General features: G+C 32.0%; 24 protein-coding genes. All 24 read right to left on the reverse strand.

Annotation, left to right across the window (positions count from 1 at the left end; genetic code table 11):
- Positions 1-4: 4 nt before the first annotated feature.
- The 24 genes from I6J03_RS07605 to I6J03_RS07720 all read right to left on the reverse strand — a co-directional run bounded on the left by I6J03_RS07605 (position 5) and on the right by I6J03_RS07720 (position 22397).
- Positions 5-937, reverse strand: a complete 933-nt coding sequence (locus I6J03_RS07605; RefSeq protein ID WP_201694274.1) for a FecR family protein — start codon at positions 935-937, stop codon at positions 5-7.
- Positions 938-995: 58 nt separating this feature from the next.
- Positions 996-1565, reverse strand: coding sequence for an RNA polymerase sigma-70 factor (locus I6J03_RS07610; RefSeq protein ID WP_003008987.1), 570 nt, complete (start codon positions 1563-1565; stop codon positions 996-998).
- 218 nt (positions 1566-1783) lie between these two features.
- Entirely contained in the window at positions 1784-2224 is a 441-nt protein-coding gene (locus I6J03_RS07615; protein WP_003008989.1) for a hypothetical protein, read from the reverse strand.
- 139 nt (positions 2225-2363) lie between these two features.
- Entirely contained in the window at positions 2364-2789 is a 426-nt protein-coding gene (locus tag I6J03_RS07620; RefSeq protein WP_003008992.1) for a cupin domain-containing protein, read from the reverse strand.
- Positions 2790-2801: 12 nt separating this feature from the next.
- On the reverse strand, positions 2802-3761 hold the full coding sequence (locus tag I6J03_RS07625; protein WP_003008994.1) for an MraY family glycosyltransferase: 960 nt from the start codon (positions 3759-3761) through the stop codon (positions 2802-2804).
- Positions 3762-3781: 20 nt separating this feature from the next.
- The gene (locus I6J03_RS07630; protein ID WP_003008995.1) at positions 3782-4681 is read right to left on the reverse strand and encodes an NAD-dependent epimerase/dehydratase family protein; all 900 of its coding nucleotides are present in this window, start codon (positions 4679-4681) and stop codon (positions 3782-3784) included.
- Positions 4678-5790, reverse strand: coding sequence for a glycosyltransferase family 4 protein (locus tag I6J03_RS07635; protein ID WP_003008997.1), 1113 nt, complete (start codon positions 5788-5790; stop codon positions 4678-4680). The genes I6J03_RS07630 and I6J03_RS07635 overlap by 4 nt, the downstream gene beginning before the upstream one ends.
- A 64-nt stretch (positions 5791-5854) precedes the next feature.
- Entirely contained in the window at positions 5855-6844 is a 990-nt protein-coding gene (locus I6J03_RS07640) for a UDP-glucuronic acid decarboxylase family protein (protein WP_039990143.1), read from the reverse strand.
- Complete coding sequence (locus tag I6J03_RS07645; protein WP_003009001.1) at positions 6834-8156, reverse strand: UDP-glucose dehydrogenase family protein; 1323 nt, start codon at positions 8154-8156, stop codon at positions 6834-6836. Before I6J03_RS07645 ends, I6J03_RS07640 begins: the two co-directional genes overlap by 11 nt.
- A 5-nt stretch (positions 8157-8161) precedes the next feature.
- Positions 8162-9568 (reverse strand): hypothetical protein, encoded by a 1407-nt coding sequence (locus I6J03_RS07650; protein ID WP_003009003.1) that lies wholly within the window; start codon positions 9566-9568, stop codon positions 8162-8164.
- Complete coding sequence (locus I6J03_RS07655) at positions 9549-10793, reverse strand: hypothetical protein (protein ID WP_003009005.1); 1245 nt, start codon at positions 10791-10793, stop codon at positions 9549-9551. Before I6J03_RS07655 ends, I6J03_RS07650 begins: the two co-directional genes overlap by 20 nt.
- Positions 10793-11578, reverse strand: a complete 786-nt coding sequence (locus I6J03_RS07660; protein WP_003009007.1) for a glycosyltransferase — start codon at positions 11576-11578, stop codon at positions 10793-10795. Before I6J03_RS07660 ends, I6J03_RS07655 begins: the two co-directional genes overlap by 1 nt.
- Positions 11578-12516 (reverse strand): glycosyltransferase, encoded by a 939-nt coding sequence (locus tag I6J03_RS07665; RefSeq protein WP_003009010.1) that lies wholly within the window; start codon positions 12514-12516, stop codon positions 11578-11580. Before I6J03_RS07665 ends, I6J03_RS07660 begins: the two co-directional genes overlap by 1 nt.
- A 5-nt stretch (positions 12517-12521) precedes the next feature.
- Entirely contained in the window at positions 12522-13658 is a 1137-nt protein-coding gene (locus I6J03_RS07670; protein ID WP_003009012.1) for an NAD-dependent epimerase/dehydratase family protein, read from the reverse strand.
- A 9-nt stretch (positions 13659-13667) separates the two neighbouring features.
- Positions 13668-14252, reverse strand: coding sequence for an acyltransferase (locus I6J03_RS22835; RefSeq protein ID WP_003009014.1), 585 nt, complete (start codon positions 14250-14252; stop codon positions 13668-13670).
- A complete protein-coding gene (locus I6J03_RS22840; RefSeq protein WP_003009016.1) occupies positions 14239-14919 on the reverse strand; it encodes a CatB-related O-acetyltransferase in 681 nt (226 codons plus the stop codon). The genes I6J03_RS22835 and I6J03_RS22840 overlap by 14 nt, the downstream gene beginning before the upstream one ends.
- A gap of 5 nt (positions 14920-14924) precedes the next feature.
- Positions 14925-16451 carry a lipopolysaccharide biosynthesis protein gene (locus tag I6J03_RS07685; protein ID WP_003009018.1) on the reverse strand — a complete coding sequence of 509 codons (1527 nt, stop codon included), beginning with the start codon at positions 16449-16451 and terminating at the stop codon, positions 14925-14927.
- 2 nt (positions 16452-16453) lie between these two features.
- Positions 16454-17647, reverse strand: coding sequence for a hypothetical protein (locus I6J03_RS07690; protein WP_003009020.1), 1194 nt, complete (start codon positions 17645-17647; stop codon positions 16454-16456).
- On the reverse strand, positions 17644-18093 hold the full coding sequence (locus I6J03_RS07695) for an acyltransferase (protein ID WP_201694276.1): 450 nt from the start codon (positions 18091-18093) through the stop codon (positions 17644-17646). The genes I6J03_RS07690 and I6J03_RS07695 overlap by 4 nt, the downstream gene beginning before the upstream one ends.
- Before the next feature lie 79 nt (positions 18094-18172).
- Positions 18173-18964 (reverse strand): HisA/HisF-related TIM barrel protein, encoded by a 792-nt coding sequence (locus I6J03_RS07700; protein WP_003009024.1) that lies wholly within the window; start codon positions 18962-18964, stop codon positions 18173-18175.
- Positions 18964-19578, reverse strand: coding sequence for an imidazole glycerol phosphate synthase subunit HisH (hisH, locus tag I6J03_RS07705; protein WP_003009026.1), 615 nt, complete (start codon positions 19576-19578; stop codon positions 18964-18966). Before hisH ends, I6J03_RS07700 begins: the two co-directional genes overlap by 1 nt.
- Positions 19575-20714 carry an N-acetyl sugar amidotransferase gene (locus I6J03_RS07710; RefSeq protein ID WP_039990146.1) on the reverse strand — a complete coding sequence of 380 codons (1140 nt, stop codon included), beginning with the start codon at positions 20712-20714 and terminating at the stop codon, positions 19575-19577. Before I6J03_RS07710 ends, hisH begins: the two co-directional genes overlap by 4 nt.
- Positions 20715-20745: 31 nt before the next feature.
- A complete protein-coding gene (locus tag I6J03_RS07715) occupies positions 20746-21492 on the reverse strand; it encodes an SDR family oxidoreductase (RefSeq protein WP_003009030.1) in 747 nt (248 codons plus the stop codon).
- Complete coding sequence (locus I6J03_RS07720) at positions 21477-22397, reverse strand: Gfo/Idh/MocA family protein (RefSeq protein ID WP_003009033.1); 921 nt, start codon at positions 22395-22397, stop codon at positions 21477-21479. The genes I6J03_RS07715 and I6J03_RS07720 overlap by 16 nt, the downstream gene beginning before the upstream one ends.
- Positions 22398-22399 lie beyond the last annotated feature (2 nt).

The raw sequence follows: 22399 nt of genomic DNA on the forward strand, positions 1-22399 counted from the left end.
ATTGTTATTTGGTAATTATGGTATAGTTGTAGGCCTTATTAAGCAGATTTATGGTTTTATCCAGATCATGTTGTGGCAGATATCCCGAAAAATGGTAGTCTGCATATTTTTCACTAAAGCGGAAAGATTGATCGGGGTAGGTTTCTTTCAATTCATCAATGATTTTGGAAAGTTTGACCGCATCAAAATAAATCAGGTTATACTTCCAGGCGGAATAAGCTGATGTATCAACTTTTTCAACACGAAACATCTGATGCTGACCCTCAAAACTCACTTTCTCTCCAGGATTGATCTTTGTCCTGATTTTTCCTTTGGAAACTTCTACTATCCCGCTATTAAGAACCAGCATGGCCTCTGATTCATCTGAGATCAGATTAAACTCTGTTCCCAATACTTTGACATCAAAATTTCTGTCGTCTGCTACAATAAAAGGCTTATGCGCATTCTTCTGTACATAAAAGAAGGCTTCACCATTCATCTTAACCTGACGAATACTGTCTGTATCAAAATGTGAAAGGATTTTTAGTGAGCTTCCGGGTCGGAGAAGAACTGTACTTTTGTCACCAAGCGTGATTTCTTTAATAAAATTCGTATGGTTTGTATAAGTAGGCAGCTTATTATCATTATTCCGGAAAAAATAAGACGCCAGCACAGAAAGTGCAATAAAGACTATTGCTGCCGCTACAGCTCGCTGCCATAGAAACAGAGGATTTGATCTTTTCTGAGGTTGGGCAGCAACTATCTTATTATAAATCGCCTCGGATATATCCTCATCTATATAAACGCCCGGATCTGTCAACGCAAGGACTTCTTCAAAATCCATTAATTGATCATCGGGTGTAATTGCAAGTATCTCCAGGAGTATCTGCTTTTCAGATACCGAACAATTTCCCTCCAAATATTTTTTATGCAGAGCTTTAAGCGCTATTTGATTCATCGTCTAGGTTACTTCTATTAATAGATACGTATCATGTTGACAAGAAGACGATCGGAGATTATAAAATTCGTAAGAAAATCAAAATGGTAATGGACATTTCAAAATGGGAGAGAATAAAAGCACGAACAGATTTGTTGGCTTTGACGAGTTGATCACGTACTGTGTTGACTGAAATCCCCAGTTGGTCTGCGATTTCAACATTGGAAAGGTATTCTATCTTACTCAGCAGGTATATCCGCTGACGTTCGGAAGGTAATTGCAGAATAGCTTGCTGATATACCTTTTCCAGATCCTTGAAGGCAATATGTTCTGCATTGGAATTATCAACAGCGGGGAGCCGTTGTCCTTCTGTATTTGCGTAGTTATGTTTAATTTTTATTTTCCGGAGTTCATCAAATACCGTATTTCGGGCTACGGTATAGAGATAAGCTTTTATATTTTGATTCTTATCCAGCTCCTCAAACCGGATCCAGATTTTAGAAAAGACTTCCTGCACAATATCTAACGCCTGGCTTTCTTCCCGCAGATGTATAAGGGCATACCTATATACTTTGTCCTTATACTCCAAATAGAATTCCCTGAATTGGCCAGCTATCTCCTGTTCAATATGTTGCTGCGTTAGCTTCATTGATTTTTTCTACACTTTTCTGTCACAATGTTAGATACATTTTGACAGAAATAAAAATACTGTATATTATATTAGTGTTAATTACTTAACCCTGTATACTTCCTCACAATTTCTTTAGTTTGTGTGCTGTTACTCTTAGATCTCAATTTAAATATTGGATTTTAGCAAAAATGGCCGATGTAAATCTTACGTATCTATATAAGAGGAATTTTTCATTACTATCTTAATGCAGGCAACAATTTATCCCAGATCTCCTGATATAATTTGGGATCATCACTTAATCCGTTATCTTCATCATAAGCTGTTTTATTGTGGATATCGCCTCCAAAGATCTTATCCTCCTGATAAATATTCAATGTTATTAAAGCTCGGTTAGAATCATCTGGCTGAATCAGAAAATTTAATGTTCTCCATTCGCCCATCTTGGCAGAGAAAATCTTATTGTGTTTGATATAGGTACGAATCTGTATAAAACCGGATGGCCGGTCTACAGCTGTAAGCCTGTATCCGTTATTATGTAAGTACTGTATAGATTTTGTAAATGTGGAGTCGGCAGGAATATCTACACTTCGCTGCTGAAATGTATTTATCTGTTGAGCGGAAAGGCTGAGGGATAGAAAAGTAAGGAGGATAACTACAAAAAATCTGAACTGCATCATAACTTGCTGATATTGAAGGATTATTTCACTATCAGCAAGTTATCAAAAATCATTAACAATGGCAAACGAAGAAACTTTTATCCGGCTGAATAAAAATATTCCGGTTTAAATATTTCTCTAAGGAGCTGTTAATGGGGATCTATCGGCTGATGTTAACAAAATAATCCAACGGATAGGTATGATCATCAAGCTTCGCATTTTCTATACCATAGTCCGCAAAGACTAACAGCTCACTATCCGGTTCTAAAGCCCGGAAAGCAGTCCCGTAACCTACAGGAACATGTAATACCCGGTGTTCTTCTGACTTTAACATCTCTGTCTTCACAGGAAGATCTTTTGAAGGCGAATCCCAGTTATCAATCTTAACCAGATCTACTGAAAATGAACCGGACAGCACATGAAACCAACGCTGTTCTATCTGATGCGCCCTCCAGCCTCTTATCAATTCGACATCTGCATTCTTAATAATATAAAACCGTCTGACCTGCGACATATCGAAATCATTGACAAATCGGATCTGACCTCTATGGTCTTTGGCAATACCGCCTGAGATGAAGTTTATCATATTCTGAATCTGTTACTTGTTTACGTATTTCTTAATTATACTACTTTTTGTAATCAAATATATGATACTGAGAAAGGCAAGTAAAGACAAAGAGAAGATTATCTGAACGTTAGCTGTTTCGTTTGCAACTCGAATAACGACAAAACCAATTAAAAACTGTAAAGCTCCGTATAGAAAAGATACCATCAGCTTATTCACTCCGGCCTCATTTCCCAGATATTGATACAAATGGGAACGGTGCGCTTTGAAGATATTTTCTCCATTTGACAAACGCCTTATAATCGTCCAGATCGTATCAATGCCATAAACAGACAAGAAGAGGATATAGATAAGATTCTGCGTTTTAATAATTAATGTAGCAATAGCAAATAATAAGATAAACGCTATTGCAACAGACCCTACATCACCAGCAAAACATCTAGCTTTTGATCTGAAGTTGAAAAATGCAAAAACTAACACCGATAACATACTATAAATCAGTAAATCCTGATCAATGAAATCTATCTGATGATTGACTAGCATTAGTAAACCTCCTACAGCAAGGCTATAACAAGCTGTAATGCCATTAATTCCATCCATAAAATTGTATGCATTGATAACTCCAATGACAATTACAAAAGTAATAGCCAGGTAATACCAGGGCATATCAAATACATCCAGTTCATAGGCCATTAACAAAACCGAAAGCAAGTGAACTAATAGACGGATCTTATTGGACAAGGTCATTACATCATCCGCAAAGCTCACCACTGTCATCAAGGTCAACCCTAAAAAGAAATAGGGATACTGAAAGCCGGAAATAATAAAATAAGCCAATGTCCCCAAATAAAATATAATTCCTCCACCCCTCAATGTAACGGAGGTATGTGAACTACGTTCGTTTGGCTTGTCAATAATATTAAACCGATCCGCAATTTTAAAGTAAAGCAGCTCAGCAATAAAAAGAATTATAAATATTATTATATATATCATTATTTACTATTTACCGTATACTAATTCTTGTCTGCATTAAAGGATCTGATCGTTTTCACCAACCCTTCTGTCGCAGTCAATGGCAATTTCTCAATACCCAATGCAGTTTTGATCTTCTGATTGGAGACCAACAAATTACTAGTCATCTTCTTAAGTCTTTTCGTATTTAAGGGTATAGGAATTACATCGCCAAGCTTTGCGATTCCATTTACAAGAAATTTAGGCAGAGAAAGGTCAATAGTTTTTTTACCAGTTTCTTTTTTTATTATCTCTATTATTTCTTTGGTAGATATAGGCTGATTATCAGCAATATGATATATTCCTGATTTTAATTTATCATGATTTTGAATAATCTGATTTATAAAGAAACAAAAATTCTCAATGGATATAAAGCTCCTTTTATTATTAAATGCTGACAAAGGATAAGGTATTCCTTTTGATATCAACTTATATAACAACCCTAAATTCCCTTTATCTCCCGGACCATGAACCATTGGTGGACGAAGAATAATAAGTTTTTTGTTATCAGGTAAATCCTGACCGAGAAGCCACATTTCTGCGGCTCTTTTTGATTTACCGTACCAGGAAACAGGATTACAGATATCTTGTTCCAACAGAGGTATATCCGATTCAAACTCCTCTAAGGCCGCGAGTGAACTGATATGAATTAATAATTTGGCCGATGATTGTTTAAAAGCTTCAAATACATCTTTAACTAAATCTACATTTACATGATAATAATCCGCTTCTGTAGCTGTCCCCTTATGATCATGTGCTTTGCCGACAACGTTAATAATAAATTCAGAATCATTCAGAGACATTTGCCAATTTAAGTCTCGTAATGATATTCCTTTTGTTGAAGACAACATATTTAATATCGAGCACCCAATAAAACCTGAGTTACCTAGAACTATATTCATTGGCTCGAAAATATTTTCTTTTCTATTTCCTTGTAAATAATCTTCTCAGAGAAATTTTCCTTCACAAACTTTGCACCTTGAATTCCATGTCTAACACGAAGTTCTTTACTAATCAAATATTGTTCAATCATAGAGGAAATACTCTCTCCATTAATTTCAACAAAAAGTCCTGTTTCATTTTCAACAATTGCATCAATACAACCTGTAGAACGAGTTGTAATTACAGGTAATTGTGATGATGATGCCTCTAGTATTACTGTTGGAAAACCCTCCCTATAAGATGGTAAAATAAATATATCCATCATATTATAATAAATTTTTGCATCTGGAACTCCACCTATTAGTTCTATCGTTTTGTCACTTTTGATATAATTAACCAAATCATCATTTAATGGATCTCGAGAATCAACTGGTCCCACCAACATTAATCTAATATTATTATATTTTGTTTTAAGAATCTTCCACCCATCGATCAACTCAACAATTCCTTTATCTTTCGTTAACCGTCCCACAAATCCTATTGTTATAAGTGATTCATTTTTCAAACCTACCCTATATTTAAATTCATTTAAATCCACTCCATTACATGTCCCCTTTCCTAACAATATATTTTTACTAAAATCATTGAGCTTTAAACTATCAGCCATATTTTCAACGGACTGACTAACATTTATAATTTTATGCGCGAGCCTTCCTATAAGTTTTTCTATTAATATTAATATTTTTTTCTTAAGCCCACTTGAAGTTTCAAAAACTAAACCATGTCTAAAATAGAAACGATTAGGAACATTTGCCAAATACGCTGCTAACATTCCTATTAATCCTCCTTTTGGAGAATGTGCAATAACTACGTCAAAGTTTTCATTATTGATATATTTTTTCAGTATCCATATTGACTTTAGGTCTTGAATAGGATCAATTGCTCTAACAATTGGTATAGGAAAAGGCTTAAAATCATACTTTTCAGCTAAACCATATAGTTCTTCGGATTCTGAACATGCAACATGAAATTCATATCCTTTATCTTTAAAGTATCGAAACTGATTTCCTATAAAGTATTTTATAGAAAAAGAAACGGATACCACATGAAGTATCTTTTTTGTGTTCATTCTTCCAAACCAATGGCACTAATTAATTTCCATACTTTCGGCATAGCATTAAAATTTATCAGATTTATTTATTAAAATTTGTGAAATCCTTATGGTCGACTTTCTCTAACTGTTCACGACTTAAGGACTTAAAATACGCATACGTTAGTTTCAACCCTTCTTCTCTACATATTTTTGGTTCCCAATCTAATAATTCCTTAGCTTTAGTGATATCAGGCCTCCTTTGTTTTGGATCATCTTGAGGTAAAGGGTGATATACTAGTTTTTGTTCGGTCTTTGTTAGCTTAATTATTTCTTCAGCAAATTGCTTTATGGTGATTTCATCTGGATTTCCAATATTTACAGGAAAAGCATAATCAGATAATAATAGTCTATAAATTCCTTCAACCAAGTCATCAACATAACAGAAAGATCTTGTTTGGGATCCATCTCCAAATAGAGTTAAATCTTCTCCACGAAGAGCTTGGCCAATAAAGGCAGGTAACACCCTACCATCATTTAATCTCATCCTCGGTCCGTAAGTATTAAAAATTCGTACTATACGAGTTTCAACACCATGAAAGGTATGGTAAGCCATTGTTATAGCTTCCTGAAATCTTTTAGCCTCGTCGTAAACTCCTCTAGGTCCAATAGGATTCACATTACCCCAATAGCTTTCCGGTTGAGGATTAACAGCAGGATCACCATAAATTTCTGAAGTTGAAGCAATAAGAATTCTTGCTTTCTTTGATTTAGCGAGTCCCAACAAATTATGAATACCCAATGATCCAACTTTCAAGGTCTGAATTGGAATTTTTAAATAATCAATTGGACTTGCAGGAGATGCAAAATGCAGAATATAATCTAAAGACCCTGCGACATGCACAAACTTTGACACATCATGGTTATAGAATTCGAAATTTTCCAGCTTAAATAAATGCTCAATATTACTCAAATCTCCGGTTATTAAGTTATCCATTCCAATAACATAGTATCCTTTTGAAATAAATAAATCGCACAAATGAGAGCCTAAGAAACCTGCAGCTCCAGTAATTAAAATTCTTTTATTTACCATTTCTATCAACAACTTTACGTCCTATACTATTATAATAAAATCCTAGGTCAATCATTTTATGTAAATCATATAGATTTCTCCCATCAAAAATAACCCGAGATTTTAATTTCTCCTTCATTAAATCAAAATCAGGGTTTCTAAACAATTGCCATTCGGTAGCAATAATCAACGCATCTACATCTTCAATTGCATCATATGCACTTTCACAATATATAATTTTGTCGCCTAACAAACTTTCAACATTCGCCATCGCTTCAGGATCATATGCTTTTATCTTAACACCTAATTCCAAAAGAGATTCTATTATATAAAGTGCAGGTGCTTCTCTAATGTCATCAGTTTCCGGCTTAAAAGCCATTCCCCAAAGCCCTACAGTAATGTTAGAAATTTTACTGCCAAAATATTGTTTTATTTTTTCTACAAGTTTTCCTTTTTGATGATGGTTTACATCCATAACTGACTTCAAAATTTTAAAGTCATAATTATATTCTTCAGAAGATAGTGCCAAAGCCTGAACATCTTTTGGGAAACAACTGCCCCCATATCCTATTCCCGGAAAAAGAAATCTTTTCCCAATCCGATCATCGGCTCCTATACCCTTTCTTACAAAATCTACATCAGCACCAACAAGCTCACATAAATTTGCAATTTCATTCATAAATGAAATTTTTGTGGCCAAAAAAGAATTTGCAGCATATTTTGTTAATTCAGATGATCGTGTGTCCATAAATATCAATGGATTTCCAGAACGTGTATATGGCGCATATAACTCTGTCATTAATTCTTGAGCTTCTTTACTTTCCACGCCTAAAACAACTCTATCAGGCTTCATAAAATCCTCAACAGCAACACCCTCTCTCAAAAATTCTGGATTCGATACAACATCAACTTTAATCTTTGAATGTGTTGAAAAAACAGCTTTAACCTTATCTGCAGTTCCTACAGGAACAGTCGATTTCGTTACAATTACTTTATAAGATTCTGTCAGTAAAGCTATATTCTTTGCTGCACCTAAAACATAACTTAAATCTGCCTTCCCATCTTCTCCGGGAGGTGTGGGTAATGCCAAGAAAATAATTTTGGCATTTTTAATCGCTTCTTTTAAGTTTGTTGTGAATGATAATCTACCATGTTTAATATTTCTCTGAAAAAGAACATCCAGACCTGGTTCATATATTGGTATTATACCATTTTGCATTTTCTTTACCTTTTCTTCGATAACATCCACACAAATCACCTGGTTTCCAGTTTCCGCCAAACAAGTTCCTGTAACCAAACCTACATAACCAGTTCCTATTACTGCAATATTCATATTTTTTATCTTTTTATTGCTGATTTTATAATTTTTAAATATTCGGATTCATTATCTCCATAAATTCCATATGTATTTTTTGATCCGTCATAGTATCTTTTACTTTCCTTGGGTATAAACCAATAACTTTCGTTCTCTTCATACATCCATATATATTTTAACTTCCTGATGTTGTAAACTGAATTTAGTGAATTAAAAATCTCCTTCTTATTAAACCTACGACTTACGGACAAATCACTTTCATTATTTTTTGGAGTTATAAAAAGACCTGCTGAAATCTGCAAATCATCAAATAGACTATTTCTCTTAAAATTGTTGAAATAAGCCTTTGAAGCATAAAAATTACTTATAGATCTATCAAATTCTTGTTTGGATTTATGATAATAGGTTTGTTCCATTCCATCAATTATTATAAGAGATGATGAATTTGCCTCTTCCAACATCCCATATACAAATGGTATTACTAAGCCATATCCTGTTCGATAAAATGTACTATGCTCATTAAGCCCATATATATTACTCAACACTTCTTTAACGTAAGATGGTCCGCAAGTCAATAAAATTTCTGCATTTGGAAATTCAGATTTCAATATTTTAGCAATTTGTGTCCCCCTTTGTTCAACTTTATTTATAATTTTTAATACTTCATCTTTAAACTTCTCGTCTATAACAGGATAATAATAATTGTTTGATTTATCCTTGTATATATTAAGAAATACTTTAGTGACTGAAGCCGAACCAATCTTATATTCAGAATGCTTCAAATGTACCAACTTACTTTTATTATAGAATAGATCGCCAATATCTCCATTCTCTTTATTTTCACCAATTCGCTCATAAACAGTTTTGTCATCAATTTTTTTTAGATAATCAACGAACTGTATACAATAGAATGATAAATCTAAATTTTGAGCACTCCCATATGTTTCAGTATCTAAAATAATACCTTTCAATCCACTATCCTTAGCTATTTTACATGCTTCTCTAAAATTCTTCAATAGAACTTCCCAGTTTTTATCATCATCCCATTTTACCCAGTTGTTTGAAAATAAAGCTAAAAACATGAAATTAGATTTAAATTTCACAAAATTTAATCTTTTTAGATCATTAATTGCATTTGTATAATCTAAATAGTTAATACTATTCTTCACATTAAATACAGAGAAACTTAATTCATCAGGACCTCGACCATAAGCTCCTAAAAATCCTTTGTGGTTAGTTTTATTAGAATGAAATCCTATCGATAGCCCATCAAAAGGTAATTTATTTTCAAAATGTACTAAATACCTATTGATCATTTTTGTGTCCGGACCATTCTTTGGCACACTGATTATTCTTGGCTGCCCAAAAATAAAATTTGGAAACAATACAACTAAAACAACCCGATAAATATTACACAAGAATCTCCTCATATTTTTTTTTCATATTCTTAGTATAGATATGGTTTATTGCAAAACCAGTTACTGCAGAAATAAATACCTGTGGTGCCATATATACAATTGCAGGATAATGGAGTGATCCAAATACTAGTACCAAAAAAGCAAACTTTAGATAATTACCACTTATAATCTGAGAAGCGGAGATTTTATCATAAGCAATTTTAATAATGTAGAGAAAAACTATCAAACCAAAAATGCCAAATTCATAAACCAAATTTATATAAAAATAATCTACAGTTTTTATAACGGCATCAGGGTTTCCCCATTCAAAGTAATACTTCCCAAAAAAGATATCATACCAATTATAATCCTTGGACATATCACGCAATAAATATGGAAGAGACCCCTCAATACTATTATTGCTCAAAAGAAAAATTAAATAATCAAATTTAAATTTACCATTAAACAAATTAAAGTTTACATCCAGATAATTTACGCCAAGAGCTATCACTGGAAGAATTATCAATACTAATATCAAATTTTTTATTAGATTCCCTTTCTTACTAGCCCATATTACTAAAAAAGATGCCAACATAGCTAAAAAAGCAGATCCTGATGTTATCATAAAAAAACAACACAAAAATGCAATTATTGTTATCTTCATCTTTAACGTTATTTTATTAGGATTTAATTCAATAAGTCTTCCCATATACATACTAAATACAGATACAAAAAAAACTCCCATAACTGAAGCATTCCCTGTCAAACCTAACATCCTATCTGCAACATAAGCACCTGTTAATTCGTCAATTCTAATATGATTTATCTTTGGATAATGTTGAAATAGATCAGGTGAGATGCCCACAATTCTAATAAGGATAAATTCCATAAAAAGTTCGACTGTCAGTATCCAAAAAGTACTGCTAAGAATTTTCTCTAATGAAATTCCTTTATCAAACTTGAACAGAAAAGCAAAGCCTGGAATCAAAAATAAATATCCAAAATTGAATTGTAGAGCCTTTGCAGTTGTTCCAAATGATGAAAAGAATGAAAATTTAAAAGAATAAACAACGATAAAAAAGACTACAAATAGAATAAGAATAAGAAAAAATCTTTTACTGATTTTATCTGTTCTATTTTGAAGGCCAAGTAAAGTAAAGAATAAGCAAAAAGCATAAGGATTAAATACACTAAGAACACCCAAATAAGTATTTAGGAATTGAAAAACTAAAAAGTAGATATAAATAATGATCACCATCACTTTCCACTTAAACGATAAATAGCTGACTTAAAGTAAACAGTTACGTAACTAAAAAATCTTCGAATTTCGCTTACATTTAATGTACTAAATATACTATCATATACTAAAATATTCTTCTTAATCCCAACAGAAAACTTTGATGTAATATTGCCTCCATGTTTTCTATAATGTACCATAATCTCATCAAGAAAATATATCTTACCATAATAAGCAATTCTTAGCCATAAATGATAATCTTCTACTGCTCTAAATTTAATATCATCAATAAATACACCAGACTTTTCAATAATTGACTTTCTAATCAGAACAGAGGAATAAGATATAAAATTAGTAAACAACAACTTATTAAAAGTAGGAAAGTTTGGAACATAATTTATGCTCTTTTTTGCCAAAAGGTGTCCATCTGAGTCGATTTCATCTCTATTTGTACAACATAAAATAACTTCCTCATTTCTATCTAAGACATCAATTTGCTTTTCTAACTTATCTGATTCCCATAAATCATCATCATCACAAAAAGCAACATATTCACCTTTACACTTTTTCAGTGCAAGATTTCTTGGTCTTGCAGGATACCCACAATGCTCTGTAAAATCATATTGTATAGAGTATCCTGATTCAAAAAGAGATTTAACATATTCCTTTACATCAGACTCATAACCATCCGAAACAACAATGAGCTCAAAATTCTTGTAAGTTTGAGCCAAAATACTTTCAACTGTAAGCTTTAAATATTCAAATCGTTTAAATGTAACAACAATAACTGAAACTTTCTTTTCCATTACCTATTAACCACCTCTTTAATTTTATAAATAAAACCTAACCACAAAAACCAAATGTTACGCTTCTCAAATTTAGATGTTTCCCTCGAAATCGATATAAAAGACTGAATCCAACTCCTCTTATCCGACTTAAAAAATGAGATCCAGATAGCACCTGCGCCGACTTGAAAATCACGAATTGCCGCTTTAGATAAATTATTTTGACTTATAAAGTCATAAAAAATGTTATAAATTTCCAAAATTTGCTTCTTGATCTTAATCGAACTTCTTATAGTTGCCTCGTGCTGCCTAAAATTATTAAGTGGGGAATTTATATAGTAGAAATTTGTAATCAGACTTAATTTTAACCAAAAATCCCAGTCAGCAGCAACTAAATACTTCTCAGAAAGTCTTCCAACTTTTGAATATAGATCATTTCTTATTAATGCAGCACTTAGATTTGGAATAACGCACCCTTTAGACAAAAATTGAGACATAATACTTCCAGAAATGCCTCCTCCATTTTTACAAAACTCTCTAAAAGCTTTCTCTCTTAATGAAAAATCATCCCCTAAGACCTTATTATTTGCATCTATTAATATACTTTTTGAAAATATCACCCCAAAATCTTCACTAACATGTTCAACTAATTTTTCTAATTGATTGGGTTCTGCAAAATCATCACATTGAGCAAAAATTATATATTCTCCAATAGCTTTCTCCGCCCCAAAATTACTAGCCTTTACATAGCTACCTGAATTTATTTCATTTAAAAAGAGCCTCACAAAAGGATATTTTTGATATTCTTTTAAAATATCCTGACTACCATCAGTAGAACAGTCATCAATAATAATTAATTCAAAATCCCTATATGTTTGTTCAATTAGAGAATTTAATGATTGTACTAAATATTCTCTATGATTATAACTCGTGAAAATTATACTTATCTTCGGTTTCATATATTCTATTTATAAAGGCCTCTATCTTTAAGTTCTTTAATAGAATTTATATAATCATCTAAAGATGATGGTATATCATTCTGAATCAAAACCCAATCTAAAAATTTTCTTATTCCTTGAGTAAACGTCCATTTAGGGGAAAACCCCAAAGTATTTTTAATTTTTTCCAAATCAGCATAATTATGTCTAATATCACCTTCTCTAAAAGCTCCTGAAACTTCAATTTTAGAATTACTCTTTAAATACGAAACTATTTCTTGTGCCACTTCCAAAACAGAAGTGCGTTCCCCACTTCCAACATTTAATATGTGCTGACCCTTTACTTTAGGCGATAAACATAATAAGATAGATTCCACTATGTCATCAATAAAGACAAAGTCTCTACTTTCCAAACCATCTTCAAAAATATTAATATTCTGTCCCTGCAGAGCTTGTCTAGAAAACACCGATAAAATTCCAGTATACGGGTTTTTTAAAGATTGTCCAGGACCATATACATTCTGAAATCTCAAAGCAAATGAGTCTATTTTCTTAATCCCAGTTGAAAGAATAATCATTTGCTCTTGAACCTGCTTAGTAATTCCATATATAGAAGAAGGGTGAATCAATGCTTCCTCGTCAGTAGCTTGTAAAATTAAATTTTGCTCTCCAGTTATCGGACATAGTACTTCAAAACCAGATTTTATTGTTTCCTGGCTCCTACCTTTTGGATAAACGTTTCCAAATTTCTGAGAAAAATATTTCCCTTCACCATATATCGACCTAGAAGATGCAACTATAACTTTACTTATGGCATGTTCTTCATTAACAAGAAAATCACATAACAATGCAGTACCTTGAATATTAACATTTGCATAATGCGACACATTATACATTGATTGGCCTGTTCCTGTTTCAGCGGCCAAATGGATCACTATATCTTGCTCTTTCAAAGACTCATAGAAGCACTTCTTATCCGTTACATCTCCTATTATTAATCGTACTTTTGATTGGATTTCAACATTTAGATTCCGGACATCTCCATGAATTTGTGGCAAGAAATTATCTAAGATGGTAATATTAAAACCGCCATTTTCTAAAAGCCTTTTAGTTAGATTTGAGCCTATAAATCCTGCTCCACCTGTTATCAAAACATTCTTCATATTATAAATTTAATAATCTTCTTTAATCCAAGTATCAGTCTCTCCACAATACCTTTTTATAATCTTAGCAGGATTTCCCGATACTACAGAGTAATCTGGAACATCCTTTGTAACAACAGAATTGGCTCCAACAATAGAGTTCTTACCCACACTACATCCTATCAAACAAACATTTTCTCCTATCCAAGCCCCTTCCTTAATAACAACTTCACCTTTAAATAAAACACTTTGATCTTTAATTGGTATTAAAACATCATCATATTTATGTGTGTTATCAGATATATATACTTTATTCGCAATCAGGACATTTCTCTCAATAACCAACCTCCTCACACAAGTTATATGTGCATAGTCACCAATATCACAGTTTTCATCAATTAATATTTCAGGTACGTTTTCATCAATCTTTAATGATAAAATCCATCCCCCTCTTTTTATAGTTGTTTTATTGCCAATTGACACATATTTTTTACCTTCTATTTTTACTGAAGGATGAATAAATGCTGTGAAACTCAACTTTTTAAACAAGAAAAAATTACGCAACTGATATTGCAAAAACAAAATTCTTGTCAACAAATAACTAAATTTTCTCATCTTTAAAATATGTATCTATACTATAAAATGATTCCCAATTTTCCTCAATCCAATCTGAACCCTTATCCCACCATTTGTCACGCAATAAAAGGTCAATAATTTGCTCCGAATATCTATACCTTATTAGTTTAGCCGGAACTCCTCCAACGATTTGATAAGGCTCTACAGATTTAGTTACCACTGATCCCGCAGCAATTATTGCGCCGTCACCTATTGATACTCCATCTAAAATAATTGCTCTTTCACCTATCCATACATCATTACCTATTATGGTCCTTTTTGACGATTCATAAAGATTTCTGTTAGAAAAAACTTTTAACAACGGTGTATCTTTAATATATAGTGACGGATGTGTTGTTACTCCATCAATGTAATGAATTCCCGGTCCGATACTAACACCTTTGGCAATACTACAAAACTTACCAATTTCACAATTGATTACAGTTGTATCCTTCTGTATATATGTATGACTTTTGACAATCGAATCATAGAGTGTAACATTATTGAATACAACCGTATTTTCAAAAAACTCTGATTTACGGATATTACATCCTGGATAAAATTTTGACCCTTTATATTTATTTTGAATTACGCTTAAACTAATAACATTCTTCAACTTTGTAAAACAATCAAAATAGATATATTTCAAAATATAAAATAAAACCATAATAATTAAAACTTGGATAGCGAAAAGTTAGCTAATTTCTCTTTTACAAAATTTCTGAATACAATAGATGTGAAATAATATGTCAACATTGAAAGGATAAAAATCACTCCTATTTCAAGGAAGTAAATTAACAAATAAAAATACCCTTTTGACATAGGTAAATATGATTTTAATAAATACACGCTAAAGTATATAACTAAAATTGGTAAAATTATACTTTTGACAATATTATTTAGGAAGAAGCTAACAGGAATTTTAAAGGATTTTATTAAAATAAATATGTAAACAATACTTTCAATTAAAAACGCTAAAAATTTAAATATAGCAAATGACAAAAGTCCAAAAAGATTCACAGTTGTTCCAATACCAAGCCAATAAACTATAGGTTGCAGTGCACTTGTTACATATAATTGTCTAACCTTTTCATAAGCCATAACTAAAATACCAGTTGGATTTGTGATAAAACAAAACATATATCCACATAACATAATCTTAGTGATTAATATACTATCACTATATTTTTCTCCAACCCAACACATTATAAAATTATCAGCTGTAAGAACCACAATTAAGACTGGAAAAACTACTATAGGCATAAATCCTATTAAAACTTTTTTGAACAAATCAATAAGCTGTGTGTGGGCCTTTATACCGATTAGTTGATTGAATTTTGATATAAATGGGGAATACAAAATCCCAAATAAAGCCCTAAAATACGATAACACTGTCAAACAAATTGCAAACTTTGCGACCTCATTAGCTCCAAAAATCTTTGCTATAAAAAAATTATCTAGTTCGTAGTATAATACCCAACATACTGTTAGAAAAAGTGAAGTAAAAGCTAATGTTCTGGTTTTCTGGAATATTTCTCTAGAAAACCTTAATGATTTAAAGAAAACAATGAAATTATAATCAAATTCTTTCTTTGCTATATATATACCAACTATAACTGCTAAAGCAGATAAAACGTTACTCGTAATAAAAAACCAAACCAAATTGTACGCATCTCCACCAAAGAACAAAAAAGATGATAGAATTTTAAGAATATTTGAAAGAATTAGAATACGTTGAAATTTAAAATCCATTAAACGAATGGCAAAAATTATTTGTACTATTCTTTGTATTACATAAATTGGACAAGATAATGCTAAAACTAAAAACAGAGATTTTGCAGTATTAAGATCCTCAGAGCTTGATATTCCATGTATGAGTATTCCAGGGTCATAGGCAACGACACATAGTCCCAAAGAAAATAAAAAAACGAAAGATAAAAAAACAATACCTGTAAAACCTAAAAGGCGCATTTCTTCTTCTCTATCTTTACGAGCGTAACTCTCAGAAGCATATTTCATCCCAGCTCCTAAAAATCCTAAATCCGCATAAGATATAAATAAATATGCAGACATTAATATTGAATATACACCATATAAAATAGAGTTTGACGAAATAAAAGGTGTTACAATAAAAACGTTTCCAAAATTAAAAAAAATGGAAATAATTTGCCAAAAGTAAATTTTTACAAAATTCCCCATTATTAACTATGATTATCTTTATTAAGGATAAAATTTTTAAAAATCTCTTGACTTAACATATTCTCCGTCTCGGGTGAAGTTTGAAAATCATATTTATAGGATTCATACCTTAACTCAGAAATATCATTAACCAAATTTATCTCCAAATTTTCCATTAAAAAATGAGGGAGGTTCAAGTATGCTGCAAAATTTATCACATTATTATGAACAGTGGAAATATATTTATTTATGTTCTCGGAAGAAAGAAACAAAATAGGCTTTCTAAAGGAAATCGCAAAATTAATTGATGTAGAATCATGGGCTATGACATATTTTGCAAATTTCGTTAATGATACTGTTTTATTAAAAATAACCTTTCTATTCTCAAAAAAATTTTTTGTCTTATATTTTTCAGCTTTGGGATGAGCAGCGATTATAATAGGTAATCCAGTTTTTTGTTCAACAAAATTGAAAAAGCTATTTAATTCTTTGTAATAAATTTCTTCCGGTATGTTTTTTATTTTGAATAATATAGTATCTGGATGCAGAGGTAAGTATTCATCTAAAAATAATATATAACCGGGTGCTATAACCGGCTCACATTTTAAGTTATTTAAATAGCTGTCATAATCATCGCTATTGACTCTTACAACTGTTGAATTTTTAATAAAATCATAATTTATCCGGCCAATTCCTTTCCACCCTTCACGTCCTCCCTGAAATATGATATCATAACCTTTAACTACCCCCCTCTTTAAATCATAATTCAACAAAACAGATTCCAAACGATTAATCAAACTGCTGTAATTCAAAGATTTTAATTTTGAAAGAAATGATGATTTCAATTGATAACCTACAGGAAACATATTACGAGCAAAAACCGACATAGTACAATTGAATCTTGTTAAAATTCTTAAAAGTTTTCTAATTCGTCCTTCAAAACTCATCAAACTAACAAACAGTGTCCTTTTAACATCGATATTCAACTCTAATTCCTTTTCTAAAGCATGATAAGATTCAAATTCTTTAATAAAAAGTTTTTCTGGAGAAAAACCTTTTTCTGAAAAAGCATTGGGAAAGAAAATATCTGATAAATCCCAGTATTCCACCTTTATATTTGAACCTTCGGAAAAGGAGTCCATATAAAAATCTGTAAAAATTTTTGACGTTAAAGGCATGTATCTCAAATACACAATCTTATCAAATCTTGAACTCATTGTATTTCCTTTATAAATCTTGCAGGACTTCCTGCAAAAACTGTCCTATCAGGAACTGACTTTGTAACAATACTTCCTGCTCCTATCACTGCATTTTCACCTATTATGACCCCTGGTAATATAATCGCATTAGCACCTATCCAACATCCTTTCTTTAATATAACCTGTTGATCAGGGTAATACCCTTGTTCTATTAACGGAGTACTAGGATCATCAAATTTATGATTATTCACATAAATATGAACTCCACTTCCTATCATTACGTCATCTTCTATTAAGATAGAACACTCCATACTAATTATTGTTTCTCCGAATAACATAGTTCCAGGACGAATAACTACCCTTTTTCCAATGTGTATTTTTGAACAACCTACAGCATATGCTCCAGCTCTAAATTGAGCCGATTCATCAAAATATTTAAATTTTTTCTTACATAGTTTTTTCATTGTAGACTCAAAATGTAGTCTCCAATGAGTAAAAGGAATATCCGGACCAATTCTATCCGTATGTAAGCAAAATTTATATTTATTTATTATTTCCCTTAATAACATCCCAATTTGCTAAGTTTTCACCTGAATTAATTAAAAAAAATCTTGCTTTTGGAAGACCATCCCCTATAAAGTTAAAAAGATTAGCTGTTGCTGCGGCACTAATTTCAGAATGTAACAAAGCTTCTTTTAGATGACCTTCATTTCCTGCTCCCCCTGCAATTATCAATGGTACATTTAAAATAGACTTTACTAACTTGACTAAAGAGAAATCATACCCAAACCCTGTACCATCCCGTTCCATGGAATTTAGATATACTTCACCTACGTTAAGATCTTTCAAATGTGAAAGGTAATTCTCAAAACCTTCATTAATATTTAAAGAGCCATTTTCTATGAAAATTTCACTGCTTTCGCCTTTCTTTAAATAATCAATAGAGGCAACAACACTTTGAGATCCATACTTTTGAACAATAAGTTTAACTAAATCCGGATCAGACGATAAAGAAGTATTAAGAACTATTTTATCTGCTCCACTTTTAAATAACATTTCCGCATCTTCCAAACTTCTAATTCCACCACCAACAGCAACAGGCATATAAGTTCCTTCTACAAGCCGGCTTACCGTCCTTCCAAATTCCTCTTGATTTTTGCTCTTTCTAGAAACATTTAGTATAACTAATTCATCTAAAGAAAAAGCGATTTTATTAAATTTATAAAACTTTTCAAGCCAATTTATGTCTCCCACCTTTTGAAGACGAAAATTTCGACTCTGCATAAAAAAGCCATCGCAATAAAGTAAAGTAAATATAACTCTCTTTCTTAGCATTAGAATTCTGTTAAAAAATTATTTAAAAATTTCAATCCGTTAGTTTGGCTGAGTTCAGGATGAAACTGAGCTCCGGCAATATTCTCCTTTTCAAAAGCAGCTATAAAGTTCCCTCCATAGTTGCAATTTGCAAATACAATATCATCACTACCAATCATTCTATAACTATGAGTAAAATAGAAATCAGGATGGTCATTAAACCCCTTAAATAACCTTGATTGAGAAAGAGGTAAATCAATTTGATTAAACCCCACATGTGGAATTGTAAGATTTTCTTCCTCAAACTTTTCTACTCGCGTCTCAATAAATCCTAATCCTAAATGTTCGCCATTTTCATTACTAGATGATGATAATATTTGCATACCTAAACAAATACCCAAAATTGGTCTCTTCGCCTCTATTACAATCTCGCGAAGAATACTATCAAGAGACCTATCTTGTATTTCTTTTATAGCCTTTCCAAATGCTCCTACTCCGGGTAAGATCAATTTATCTGAAATAATAAGCTCATTGAAATCATTACTTACTATAACATCAGTAATACCTAAGTATTTTAATGCACCAATTATGGAATGGATATTTCCCATTCCATAATCAACTATTGCAATTCTCATATTTCAAAATCGTCTCCTGGCGTAAATTTAGGTTGCCAAATACCCTCAACTTTTTCAAATAAGTCCTTATTTGCATATTTATCCAAAACTGCATCAAATTCATCTTTAGTCATCTTATAATATTCCAAATAAAGAGGAATTAAATCAGCAGGATATGCATTATCGTACATTTTAACTAAGTTCAAAGCTTGATCTCTTGTCATCGAGCCACGTCTAATCTCAATTCCCGCATCTTGCGTTGCTCTTCCAAAACCAAATTTTAAATACATTAAATAAGCATGCAATGCATATAAGGCTTGGTCGTTTTGGGCAAAGTTTGTAAAAGTATCAGAATTACCTTCATCCTTTTCTGTTAGACCACAATGTTCCTTTGCAACAACATAATTTCTGTAAGAGTCCCATGACTCATAATAGGACCAATGTGTAAACTCCATTCCAACAGAGGATACTTCTTCTTCGCTTGGAAATGTAAAAAATGTTAAGTCAGCCTCTGTAATATCACCATCTTCCAAAATTCTATCAAAAACCTTTTTGTGCCCACCTTCAAGATATACACTACGCATATAATCAATACCATATGTTGGGTTATTCTTGCTGGCAGTCGAACCTCCATATTCTATTTCACCATCTTCTCCATAAAACAATAAAGGAATTTTAAAACTAATAGCTGTTCGAATGACTGCAGTATGAATTGCTATTAACCAACCATAATAAGGAAAACCTTTTTCAATAAAACCATACTTATTGAGTCTGTCTAATACTTTTGGATTTGTAGAGACATGAATATGATTAAAACCTGATTGGATAAAATTGAAGAGATTTTGATCTCCGATAGGTAGTGATAAGGCTGGTCTCACTGTTACTGCTAAGGGATTCATGCCGTATTTGTGTTTCAGCATATAAGCTACATAAGAGCCGTCTTTACCACCACTCACAGGAACTATACAGTCAAAATTACCTGTTTTTGATTTATGTTTGTCTAATAATTCCTTTAATTGTGTTTGTCTAAAAGACCAATCTAATTCCCGTTTCTCTTCCATCCATTGACACGCATTACACCATCCTCTATTATCAAATGAAATTCTAGGCCGTGTAGACATATTTAAACAATTCTTACACCAAAATATTCTTTCCATTTCTTTGTATTTAGTTATTTTTAAATTTTAATTAAATTGCTGTCCACCCCCCATCAACCATCAAATTGTGTCCTGTAATGAATGAAGCATCCTCTGATAATAAAAATGAAATAGCCGGAGCCATTTCTGATGGTTTCCCCAATCTCTTCAATGGTGATTTCTTTGAATATCGATCTATAAAGGATGGATGTTGATTTTTCAAATCCAATACGCCTCCTGGGGACATACAGTTTACTCTAACATTATATTTCCCATAATACGAAGCTAAGTATCTTGTAAAATTTATAATACCTCCTTTGATTGCTGCATATGCTGCTGGCGATGTTCCGCCATACTCTTCGTAAATTGTAAAGTCATTTCCCACTACTCCGTAAATAGAAGCAATATTGACTATGGAACCATAGTTTTGTTCCTTCATACATTCCAAGACACGCTGACACATATAAAAGACCGCATTCAGTTGCATATCCACGTTTCTTTCCCAAGAGTCTAAGGAAATATTCTCGAATGCAGCGCCCCAATCAGATGTTCTAGGATAGGCTAGATTGACAAGACCGTAAATATTACCGTATTTCTCTAAAACAGTTTGAATCAAAACATCAATATCGTCCTTTTGTGTAATATTTAAACACATCATAGAGTCTGCTCCATCTACAGGATGTAAATCCACCGCGACAACTTTTGCTCCATGCAAAGACAAATGCTTAAGAACTTCTTGGCCGATCAAACCTCCAGCTCCTGTTAGTATGATAACTCTATTTCTTAATCCTGCATACATAATTCTAAAATTCTATTAGCTTCTTCAACCGTGTTAAATGAACTATTACCATTTAATACAGTTTTAATAAAATAGTTCATTTGTGATTTATAAGTATCCTTAATTCTTTGTTCTGAAGAAAAGATTAACTCTCCATCCTTAGTAATTGTATTTCCCAACAGGTCTACCAAATAAGTTCCATTTTCAGAAACAATTTCCATTACTCTTTTAGCATCTTTTCTATAATAATTTAGAATAATAGACACTGTAAACCCTTTGTAACTCCATAAATAATTTGCATAGTCAAATGCTGTTATATCTAATGAGGAACTGTTAGAAAAAAACACTCGCCTTTCTATAGGCTCATTCCATAGCCAATAGATATAATCCAACTCATGAATTAAATCTATATGCACACCACCCCCCATTTCTCTATTTGCACTATACACTTTTCGAAAATCAATTCCAGGACGCCAATCTGGCAAATAAGATCCACAATAAACATTGACTTCGTTTATTCTTTCTGATTGAATCAAATGTTTTATTCTAATAATGGAATCTAAAAATCGAAGGTTGCAAGCAACATATGTTTGGAGATTCCTTTTCAAAATAGTGTCTAACAGAACTTTTGTTTCTATTGTGATTTTTGAGAATAATGGCTTTTCAATAAATAGTGGCTTTCCAAACTCAATTAATCCTTTTATAGTAATATAGTGAAATTCTGTAGGATTGGCTACGATTATAAAATCAATCACAAGCATATCCAATTCCGAAATATCAAAGATGTTTATTACTCCTTCTTTAATATCTGAGGTTGAATTATTTCCACTTCGCAATGCATATATTTTAACATTGTTATCTAATTCCCGAAGTGCAAATATATGCTTCCTTGCGATAGACCCTAATCCTACTATAAGAACCTTCATTA

The sequence above is a fragment of the Sphingobacterium spiritivorum genome (assembly GCF_016724845.1).
GTDB classification, from domain to species: domain Bacteria; phylum Bacteroidota; class Bacteroidia; order Sphingobacteriales; family Sphingobacteriaceae; genus Sphingobacterium; species Sphingobacterium spiritivorum_A.

Bases quoted from the DNA above. Each gene is read 5' to 3' on its own strand.
- I6J03_RS07605 (WP_201694274.1), bottom strand. From the start codon at position 937: ATGAATCAAATAGCGCTTAAAGCTCTGCATAAAAAATATTTGGAGGGA.
- I6J03_RS07610 (WP_003008987.1), bottom strand. From the start codon at position 1,565: ATGAAGCTAACGCAGCAACATATTGAACAGGAGATAGCTGGCCAATTC.
- I6J03_RS07615 (WP_003008989.1), bottom strand. From the start codon at position 2,224: ATGATGCAGTTCAGATTTTTTGTAGTTATCCTCCTTACTTTTCTATCC.
- I6J03_RS07620 (WP_003008992.1), bottom strand. From the start codon at position 2,789: ATGATAAACTTCATCTCAGGCGGTATTGCCAAAGACCATAGAGGTCAG.
- I6J03_RS07625 (WP_003008994.1), bottom strand. From the start codon at position 3,761: ATGATATATATAATAATATTTATAATTCTTTTTATTGCTGAGCTGCTT.
- I6J03_RS07630 (WP_003008995.1), bottom strand. From the start codon at position 4,681: ATGAATATAGTTCTAGGTAACTCAGGTTTTATTGGGTGCTCGATATTA.
- I6J03_RS07635 (WP_003008997.1), bottom strand. From the start codon at position 5,790: ATGAACACAAAAAAGATACTTCATGTGGTATCCGTTTCTTTTTCTATA.
- I6J03_RS07640 (WP_039990143.1), bottom strand. From the start codon at position 6,844: ATGGTAAATAAAAGAATTTTAATTACTGGAGCTGCAGGTTTCTTAGGC.
- I6J03_RS07645 (WP_003009001.1), bottom strand. From the start codon at position 8,156: ATGAATATTGCAGTAATAGGAACTGGTTATGTAGGTTTGGTTACAGGA.
- I6J03_RS07650 (WP_003009003.1), bottom strand. From the start codon at position 9,568: ATGAGGAGATTCTTGTGTAATATTTATCGGGTTGTTTTAGTTGTATTG.
- I6J03_RS07655 (WP_003009005.1), bottom strand. From the start codon at position 10,793: ATGGTGATCATTATTTATATCTACTTTTTAGTTTTTCAATTCCTAAAT.
- I6J03_RS07660 (WP_003009007.1), bottom strand. From the start codon at position 11,578: ATGGAAAAGAAAGTTTCAGTTATTGTTGTTACATTTAAACGATTTGAA.
- I6J03_RS07665 (WP_003009010.1), bottom strand. From the start codon at position 12,516: ATGAAACCGAAGATAAGTATAATTTTCACGAGTTATAATCATAGAGAA.
- I6J03_RS07670 (WP_003009012.1), bottom strand. From the start codon at position 13,658: ATGAAGAATGTTTTGATAACAGGTGGAGCAGGATTTATAGGCTCAAAT.
- I6J03_RS22835 (WP_003009014.1), bottom strand. From the start codon at position 14,252: ATGAGAAAATTTAGTTATTTGTTGACAAGAATTTTGTTTTTGCAATAT.
- I6J03_RS22840 (WP_003009016.1), bottom strand. From the start codon at position 14,919: ATGGTTTTATTTTATATTTTGAAATATATCTATTTTGATTGTTTTACA.
- I6J03_RS07685 (WP_003009018.1), bottom strand. From the start codon at position 16,451: ATGGGGAATTTTGTAAAAATTTACTTTTGGCAAATTATTTCCATTTTT.
- I6J03_RS07690 (WP_003009020.1), bottom strand. From the start codon at position 17,647: ATGAGTTCAAGATTTGATAAGATTGTGTATTTGAGATACATGCCTTTA.
- I6J03_RS07695 (WP_201694276.1), bottom strand. From the start codon at position 18,093: ATGAAAAAACTATGTAAGAAAAAATTTAAATATTTTGATGAATCGGCT.
- I6J03_RS07700 (WP_003009024.1), bottom strand. From the start codon at position 18,964: ATGCTAAGAAAGAGAGTTATATTTACTTTACTTTATTGCGATGGCTTT.
- hisH (WP_003009026.1), bottom strand. From the start codon at position 19,578: ATGAGAATTGCAATAGTTGATTATGGAATGGGAAATATCCATTCCATA.
- I6J03_RS07710 (WP_039990146.1), bottom strand. From the start codon at position 20,714: ATGGAAAGAATATTTTGGTGTAAGAATTGTTTAAATATGTCTACACGG.
- I6J03_RS07715 (WP_003009030.1), bottom strand. From the start codon at position 21,492: ATGTATGCAGGATTAAGAAATAGAGTTATCATACTAACAGGAGCTGGA.
- I6J03_RS07720 (WP_003009033.1), bottom strand. From the start codon at position 22,397: ATGAAGGTTCTTATAGTAGGATTAGGGTCTATCGCAAGGAAGCATATA.